The organism is Micromonospora craterilacus, assembly GCF_003236315.1.
GTDB lineage: Bacteria > Actinomycetota > Actinomycetes > Mycobacteriales > Micromonosporaceae > Micromonospora > Micromonospora craterilacus.
Window position 1 is genome coordinate 1 of record NZ_POTY01000300.1, and the last position, 7,390, is coordinate 7,390.

A 7,390-nucleotide genomic window follows, 5' to 3' on the forward strand; every position below is an offset into this window, starting at 1 on the left:
GTGCTGACCGCCCGCAGGGGGCGCCCCGCCCGCCACACGAGCAGCGGAATGTCCCGCCCGTCCTCGTGGCGGTCGGTCAGCAGCGGCTCAGTCAGCACGCCGTGACCCTACGGCCGGCGTCCGGACCGTCGGCACCCACCCGGGCGGGCGCGGGATCCTACTGGGTGACCACGACGGGCACGTTACGTCGACCGATCAAGATTCCAGGGGTGCACCTCTGATTCCTGCTCACGTGCGCCTAGACTGGTCGGCGCGCGAGGGATCAGCGGACGGCGGACCCGGCCGAGCAGACGGCACGCGCAACCGGAGGTGCGCGATGGACGAGGTACTGGCCCGCAGCGGGATCTTCCAGGGAGTAGACCCGGAGGCTGCCGAGGCGCTCGCCAAGGAGATGGAGACGATCGAGGTCCGCAAGGGCGAGGTCGTCTTCAACGAGGGCGAGCCCGGCGACAGTCTGTACATCCTGCTGTCCGGCAAGATCAAGGTCGGGCGACGGGCGGCAGACGGCCGGCAGAACCTGATCGCGGTGATGGGCCCGTCGGACATGGTCGGCGAGCTGTCGCTGTTCGACCCGGGCCCGCGTACGGCCACGGCCACCGCGGTCACCGACAGCCGCCTGGCCCGACTGCGCAAGCAGGCCCTGCGGCCGTGGCTGAACAACCGGCCCGAGATCGCCGAGCAGCTGCTGCGGGTGCTGGCCCGCCGGTTGCGCCGGACCAATGACGCGCTGGCCGACCTGATCTTCACCGACGTGCCCGGCCGGGTCGCCAAGAACCTGCTCCAGATGGCCGGCCGCTTCGGCACCCGCGACGGCGGCGTGCTGCGGGTCACGCACGACCTCACCCAGGAAGAGATCGCCCAGCTCGTCGGCGCCTCCCGGGAGACGGTCAACAAGGCCCTCGCGGACTTCGCCTCGCGCGGCTGGCTCCGCCTGGACGGCAAGAGCATCATCATCCTCGACCCGGAGCGTCTGGCCCGCCGCGCGCGGGTCTGACACCCGCCCGCCGGTCCCACCCGGCCCTCGACTGCGCCACACCGCCCGGCCCGCCACGCGCGGACCGGGCGGTGTCGGCTCCGGGTCGATGGCGGCCCCTGCCCCCGTGCAGAGCAGCCCGAGCTCCGGATTCGGTCTGCCTGGCGCAGAATCACTGGACCGGAGCCCCGGCAACGGGGAACGCTGGGCCGATGCTCGAACGCGTCGCCGTCCTCTCCGACATCCACGGCGTACTGCCGGCGCTGGAGGCCGTCCTGGCCGAGCCGGAAGTGGCCGCAGCCGACCTGATCGTGCTCACCGGCGACCTCGCGGCCGGGCCGCAGCCGGTCGAGGTGCTGGACCTGCTCGCCTCCCTGGGCGAGCGGGCCCGTTGGGTCCGGGGTAACGCCGACCGGGAGCTGGTCGAGGCGCGGGCCGGCCAGCCGTCCCCGATCGAGGTGTCGAACTGGGCAGCCGGGCAGCTACGGGAAGATCAGCTCGCGCGGCTGGCCGCACTGCCGCTGACCGTCCAACTGCCGGTGACCGGTCTCGGCGAGGTGCTGTTCTGCCATGCGACTCCCCGCGACGACGAGGAGGTCGTGCTGGTCGACTCCCGGCTCGACCGCTGGGCCGAGGTCTTCGCCGGCCTGCCGCCGGAGGTGGGCACGGTGGTCTGCGGGCACACCCACATGCCGTTCACCCGGCTGGTCGACCGCCGGCTGGTGGTCAACCCGGGCAGCGTCGGCATGCCCTACGGCGGCGCGGGCGCCTGGTGGGCGCTGCTCGGCCCCGGCGTCCAGCTACGCCGGACGGCGTACGACGTCGACGCGGCCTGCGCCCGGGTGTCCGCCGCGTCCGGCTTCCCGGACGCCGCCGCCTGGGCCGACGAGTACCTGCGTTCCCGTAACAGCGATGTCGACGCCCTGGTCGCCTTCGGCCCGCGCGACGGGCGCTGACCGCTCGCCATCTGCCTCATGTGCCCGCACGACATAAAAGTCAGTCTTGACTGTTTGTTTCGCGCCCGGCACGCTGTGCCCGTGCCCACCGCATCGACCCGCGTCCCTCAACAGGAGCGCAGCCGTGCCACCCAGGCCCGGCTGCTGGAGGCGACCGTCGACTGCCTGGTCGAGCACGGCTGGTCCGGCACCACCACCACCGTCGTGGCGGCCCGGGCCGGCGTCTCCCGGGGTGCCCAGCTGCACCACTATCCGACCCGGACCGCCCTGGTCACCGCGGCCGTGGTCCACCTCACCGAACGCCGGGCGGCCGAGCTACGCGCCGAGGCCGACGCGCTGCCGGCCGGCCCCCGCCGGCTGGACCGGGTGGTCGACCTGCTCGCCGCCGCCTTCACCGGCCCGCTCTTCGTCGCGGCCCTGGAGCTGTGGGTGGCCGCCCGCACCGACGCCGAACTGCGCGCCGCGTTGCTGCCCCTCGAAGCCCGGGTCGGCCGGGAGATGCACCGGCTGACGGTCGAGCTGCTCGGCGTGGACGAGCGCCGGCCGGGCGTACGTGAGGCGGTGCAGGCCACCCTCGACCTGCTCCGCGGGCTCGGCGTGGCCAACCTGCTCAGTGACGATTCGGCCCGCCGGGCCACCCTGCTGCACGCCTGGAAACGCCAGCTCGCCACCCTGCTCACCCCGGCGGACGCCCCGCCGGGAAGCACCCCAGCCGACCGTCCGCCGGGGAGCGAACGGCGCTGACCCCCGACCGGTTCACCGCACCCGGAGGCACCATGGTCGACCTGACTGCACTGCTCACGGATCTGGCCGCCGAGTCCGAGCAGCTCGACGCGCTCGTCGCGGGGCTGCCGCCGCAGGAGTGGGGCCAGCCGACACCGGCACCGGGTTGGACGATCGCCCACCAGATCGCCCACCTCGCCTGGACCGATCATGTGGCGCAGCTCGCCGCGACCGACGCCGACGCGTTCTACGCCACCGTCACCTCCGCGCCGGACGCGTCCCGGCTGGTCGACGCCGGCGCGGAGTCGTTCCTGGCCCCGCCCGCCGCGCTGCTGGCCCGGTGGCGGACCGGCCGGTCGGCGCTCGGGGCGGCCCTCGCCGCCGCCCCGGCCGGGGAGAAGCTGCCCTGGTACGGCACCCGGATGTCGCCCGCCTCGATGGCCACCGCGCGGATCATGGAGACCTGGGCGCACGGCGAGGACGTCGCCGAGTCGCTCGGCGTCGCCCGGCCCGCCACCGGCCGGCTGCGGCACGTCGCGTACCTCGGCTTCCGCACCCTCGGGCACAGCTTCGCCGCCCACGGCCGGGCGGTGCCGGCGACCCCGGTCCGGGTCGAGCTGGCGGCCCCGGCCGGTGACGGCGAGACCTGGGCCTTCGGCCCGGCGGACGCGGCCGACCGGGTGACCGGTCCGGCGCTCGACTTCTGCCGCCTGGTGACCCAGCGCCGGCACCGCGCCGATCTGGCCCTGGTCGCCACCGGGCCGGTCGCCGACGAGTGGCTGGACGTGGCGCAGGCGTTCGCCGGCCCACCCGGCACCGGCCGCGCCCCACGGTCCGCCGCAGGCAGCGGTGACGACAGCGCCAGAACGCTGACATGAGCGAGGTGCTGCGGGTCGGGAACGCCTCCGGCTTCTACGGCGACCGGTTCTCCGCCTGGCGGGAGATGCTCGACGGCGGCGAGCTTGACGTGCTGACCGGGGACTACCTGGCCGAGCTGACCATGCTGATCCTCGGTCGGGACCGGATGCGCGATCCCGGCCTGGGATATGCGAAGACCTTCCTCCGGCAACTGGAGGGCTGTCTGGGCGCTGCGCACGACCGCGGGGTCAGGCTGGTCACCAATGCCGGCGGGCTCAACCCGGCCGGGCTGGCCGCCGCGATCCGGGCACTCGCCGACCGGCTCGGCCTTTCCGTCCGGGTCGGGTACGTCGAGGGCGACGCGCTGGCCCGACCGGACGCGCTGACCGCGAACGCGTACCTCGGTGCGTTCGGCATCGCCGCCTGCCTCGACGCCGGGGCGGACGTGGTGGTCACCGGCCGGGTCACCGACGCCTCCCTGGTCGTCGGGCCGGCCATCGCCCGCTTCGGCTGGGGACGCGACGACCTGGACGCGCTGGCCGGCGCCACCGTGGCCGGTCACCTGATCGAGTGCGGGGCGCAGGTCACCGGCGGCAACTTCAGCTTCTTCACCGAACTGCCCGACGGCGGGCACCGGCCGGGCTTCCCCATCGCCGAGATCCACCCGGACGGCTCGTCGGTGCTCACCAAGCACGCCGGAACCGGCGGCGCGGTCACCGTCGAGACGGTCACCGCTCAGCTGCTGTACGAGGTGGGCGAGCCGGCGTACCTCGGGCCGGATGTGGTGACCCGGTTGGACACCGTGGTGCTGGGCCAGGACGGGCCGGACCGGGTACGCGTCTCCGGCGTCCGGGGTACGCCGCCGCCGGGCACGCTCAAGGTCGGCGTCAACAACCTGGGCGGCTTCCGCAACTCGATGACGTTCGTGCTCTGCGGGCTGGACATCCCGGCCAAGGCGGCGCTGGTGCGGGCGCAACTGGCGGAGGCGGTCGGCGAGGAGGGGCTGGAGTTCACGCTGGCCCGTACCGACCATCCGGACGCCGCCGACACCGAGGCGGCCAGCGCGCTGCTGCACGTACACCTGCGCGACGGTGACAGGACGCGGGCCGGGCGGGCCTTCTCGGCGGCCGCGGTGGAGCTGGCGCTGGCCTCCTACCCGGGCTGCACGCTGACCACGCTGCCCGGCGACGCCACCCCGTACGGCGTGTTCACCGCCGACGCGGTGCCGCAGGAAGCGGTCGCGCACGTCGCCGTGCTACCGGACGGCACCCGGGTACCGATCGCCCCGCCGACGGTGACGGGTTTGGCAGGGCCCCCTGTACCACACCCGGCGTCAACAGGGGGCCCTTCCTTACACCCGACCCGGCGGGCGCCGTTGGGTGAGCTGGTCGGGGCGCGCTCCGGGGACAAGGGCGGCGACGCGAACCTCGGTGTCTGGGCGCGTACCGACGCCACCTGGGCCTGGCTGCGCGGTTGGCTCACCGTGGAGCGGCTGGCCGAGCTGCTGCCGGAGACCGCTCCGCTGGCCGTCCAGCGGCACGAGCTACCCAACCTGCGGGCGGTCAACTTCGTGATCCAAGGGCTGCTCGGGGCGGGGGTGGCCGCCTCCACCCGGTTCGACCCGCAGGCCAAGGCGCTCGGCGAGCTGCTCCGCGCCCAGGTGGTCGACCTGCCGGCGCACCTGGCCGCCGGACCGGCACCAACCGTCGGGGAGGTGCGGCCGTGACCATCGTGGACACCCCCGAGCGGCGGCAGCTACGCGAACTGACCCGGGCCTTCGTGTCCAGGGAGGTGCTGCCGCACCTGGCCGACTGGGAGCGGGCCGGCGACGTGCCGCGCGAGCTGCACGCCACCGCCGCGAAGCTCGGTCTGCTCGGCATCGGCTTTCCCGAGTCGGTCGGGGGCAGCGGCGGCGACCTGCTCGACTCGATCATCGTCACCGAGGAGATCATCCGATCCGGCGGGTCGTCCGGGCTGGTCGCCGCCCTCTTCACGCACGGCATCGCGCTGCCGCACATGGTGGCCGCCGCCGGTGGCCGGCTGGGTGGCACGCTCGGCGGGCGGCTCGGCGGCCCGGAGAACACCGACGACGACCTGATCGACCGGTACGTCCGGCCGACGCTGGCCGGCTCGATGATCGGCGCACTGGCGATCACCGAGCCGGACACCGGCTCCGATGTGGCGAGCATCCGCACCCACGCCCGCCGCGACGGGGAGCACTATGTGGTCAACGGGGCGAAGACGTACATCACCAGCGGCGTCCGGGCGGACTTCGTGACCACGGCGGTCCGCACCGGCCAGCCGGGCGACGGGGCGCTGAGCCTGCTGGTGATCGACAAGGGCACGCCCGGGTTCACCGTCGGGCGGCGGCTGGAGAAGCTCGGCTGGCACTGCTCGGACACCGCCGAACTCTCCTTCGTCGACGTACGCGTCCCGGTGGCGAACCGGATCGGCGAGGAGGACACTGCCTTCCTCGCGATCATGCAGCAGTTCGCCGCCGAGCGGCTCTCCCTGGCCACCCACGCGTACGCCATCGCGCAGCGCTGCGTCGAGCTGGCCGTGACCTGGTGCCGGGACCGGTCCACCTTCGGCCGGCCGCTGGCCAGCCGGCAGTTGGTCCGGCACCGGCTGGCCGAGATGCACACCCGCGCCGAGGCGGCCCGGGCGTACGTGCACCAGGTCGCCGCCCGGGTCGCGGCCGGCGAGCCGGTGGTGACCGAGGTGGCGATGGCGAAGAACGTGGCCGTGGCCGCCGGCGACTGGGTCGTCGACCAGGCCCTGCAACTGCACGGCGGCTTCGGCTACCTGCGCGACGCCGAGGTGGAACGGCACTACCGGGACGCCCGGATCCTCGGCATCGGCGGCGGCACCACCGAGATCATGAACGAGATCGTCGCGAAAGGCATGGGTCTGTGAGTGCGAGGAGTGAGCCGGGCCTGCGAGCCCCGCAGTCACGAACGAAGGTGGCACCGTGAGTGCGAGGAGTGAGCCGGGCCTGCGAGCCCCGCAGTCACGAACGAAGGTGACACCGTGACCACACTGGAGCGCCCGGTCGATCCCGCCTCGCCGGCCCACCGGGCCAACCGCGAGGCGCTGTTGGCGCGCCTCGCCGAGCTGGACGCCGCGCTCGACCAGGCGCGGGCGGGCGGCGGCGAGAAGTACGTGACCCGGCACCACCGGCGCGGCAAGCTGCTCCCCCGGGAACGCATCGAGCTGCTGCTGGACGCGGACAGCCCGTTCCTGGAACTGTCGCCGGTCGCCGCGTACGGCACCGACTTCCCGGTCGGGGCCAGCGTGGTGACCGGGATCGGCGTGGTCGAGGGCGTGGAGTGCCTGATCATCGCCAACGACCCGACGGTACGCGGCGGCGCGGTGAACCCCTGGTCCCTCGCCAAGACCCGGCGGGCCGGCGAGATCGCCCTCGCCAACCGGCTGCCGATGGTCAACCTGGTCGAGTCGGCCGGTGCCGACCTGCCCACCCAGGCGGAGATCTTCATCCCGGGCGGCCGGGTGTTCCGCGACCTGACCCGGCTCTCGGCCGAGAAGATCCCCACGGTCAGCGTGGTCTTCGGCAACGCCACCGCCGGCGGCGCCTACGTGCCCGGGATGTCGGACTTCACCATCATGATCCGGGAGCGGTCGCAGGTCTACCTGGCCGGGCCGCCGCTGGTGAAGATGGCCACCGGCGAGGACGCCGACGACGAGTCGCTGGGCGGCGCGGTCATGCACGCCACCACAAGCGGCCTGGCCGACTTCCTGGCCGCCGACGAGCGGGACGGCATCCGGCTGGCCCGGCAGTGCGTACGCCGGTTGAACTGGCGCAAGCAGGGACCCCCGCCGAGGACCGCGCGCCCCCGACCGCCCAGGTACGACCCCGAGG

Annotated in this window: 7 protein-coding genes; all 7 read left to right on the top strand. The window is 74.0% G+C overall.

All coding sequences use genetic code 11. From position 1 onward, the window contains the following. Positions 1-316: 316 nt before the first annotated feature. Positions 317-994 carry a Crp/Fnr family transcriptional regulator gene (locus C1I95_RS30265; protein ID WP_013736306.1) on the top strand — a complete coding sequence of 226 codons (678 nt, stop codon included), beginning with the start codon at positions 317-319 and terminating at the stop codon, positions 992-994. Between the two features lie 191 nt (positions 995-1,185). Continuing rightward, the gene (locus tag C1I95_RS30270; protein ID WP_111219026.1) at positions 1,186-1,929 is read left to right on the top strand and encodes a metallophosphoesterase family protein; all 744 of its coding nucleotides are present in this window, start codon (positions 1,186-1,188) and stop codon (positions 1,927-1,929) included. 81 nt (positions 1,930-2,010) lie between these two features. Further along, complete coding sequence (locus C1I95_RS30275) at positions 2,011-2,673, top strand: TetR/AcrR family transcriptional regulator (protein WP_111219034.1); 663 nt, start codon at positions 2,011-2,013, stop codon at positions 2,671-2,673. Between the two features lie 32 nt (positions 2,674-2,705). After that, positions 2,706-3,530, top strand: a complete 825-nt coding sequence (locus C1I95_RS30280) for a TIGR03084 family metal-binding protein (RefSeq protein ID WP_111219028.1) — start codon at positions 2,706-2,708, stop codon at positions 3,528-3,530. Next, positions 3,527-5,236, top strand: coding sequence for an acyclic terpene utilization AtuA family protein (locus C1I95_RS30285; RefSeq protein WP_111219030.1), 1,710 nt, complete (start codon positions 3,527-3,529; stop codon positions 5,234-5,236). Before C1I95_RS30280 ends, C1I95_RS30285 begins: the two co-directional genes overlap by 4 nt. Continuing rightward, entirely contained in the window at positions 5,233-6,426 is a 1,194-nt protein-coding gene (locus C1I95_RS30290; protein WP_111219032.1) for an acyl-CoA dehydrogenase family protein, read from the top strand. The genes C1I95_RS30285 and C1I95_RS30290 overlap by 4 nt, the downstream gene beginning before the upstream one ends. Positions 6,427-6,540: 114 nt before the next feature. Continuing rightward, positions 6,541-7,390: carboxyl transferase domain-containing protein (locus C1I95_RS30295; protein ID WP_325048875.1), on the top strand; the 850-nt coding region annotated here is incomplete at its 3' end.

Coding starts and splice junctions, on each gene's coding strand:
- C1I95_RS30265 (WP_013736306.1), top strand. CDS start 317: ATGGACGAGGTACTGGCCCGCAGCGGGATCTTCCAGGGAGTAGACCCG.
- C1I95_RS30270 (WP_111219026.1), top strand. CDS start 1,186: ATGCTCGAACGCGTCGCCGTCCTCTCCGACATCCACGGCGTACTGCCG.
- C1I95_RS30280 (WP_111219028.1), top strand. CDS start 2,706: ATGGTCGACCTGACTGCACTGCTCACGGATCTGGCCGCCGAGTCCGAG.
- C1I95_RS30285 (WP_111219030.1), top strand. CDS start 3,527: ATGAGCGAGGTGCTGCGGGTCGGGAACGCCTCCGGCTTCTACGGCGAC.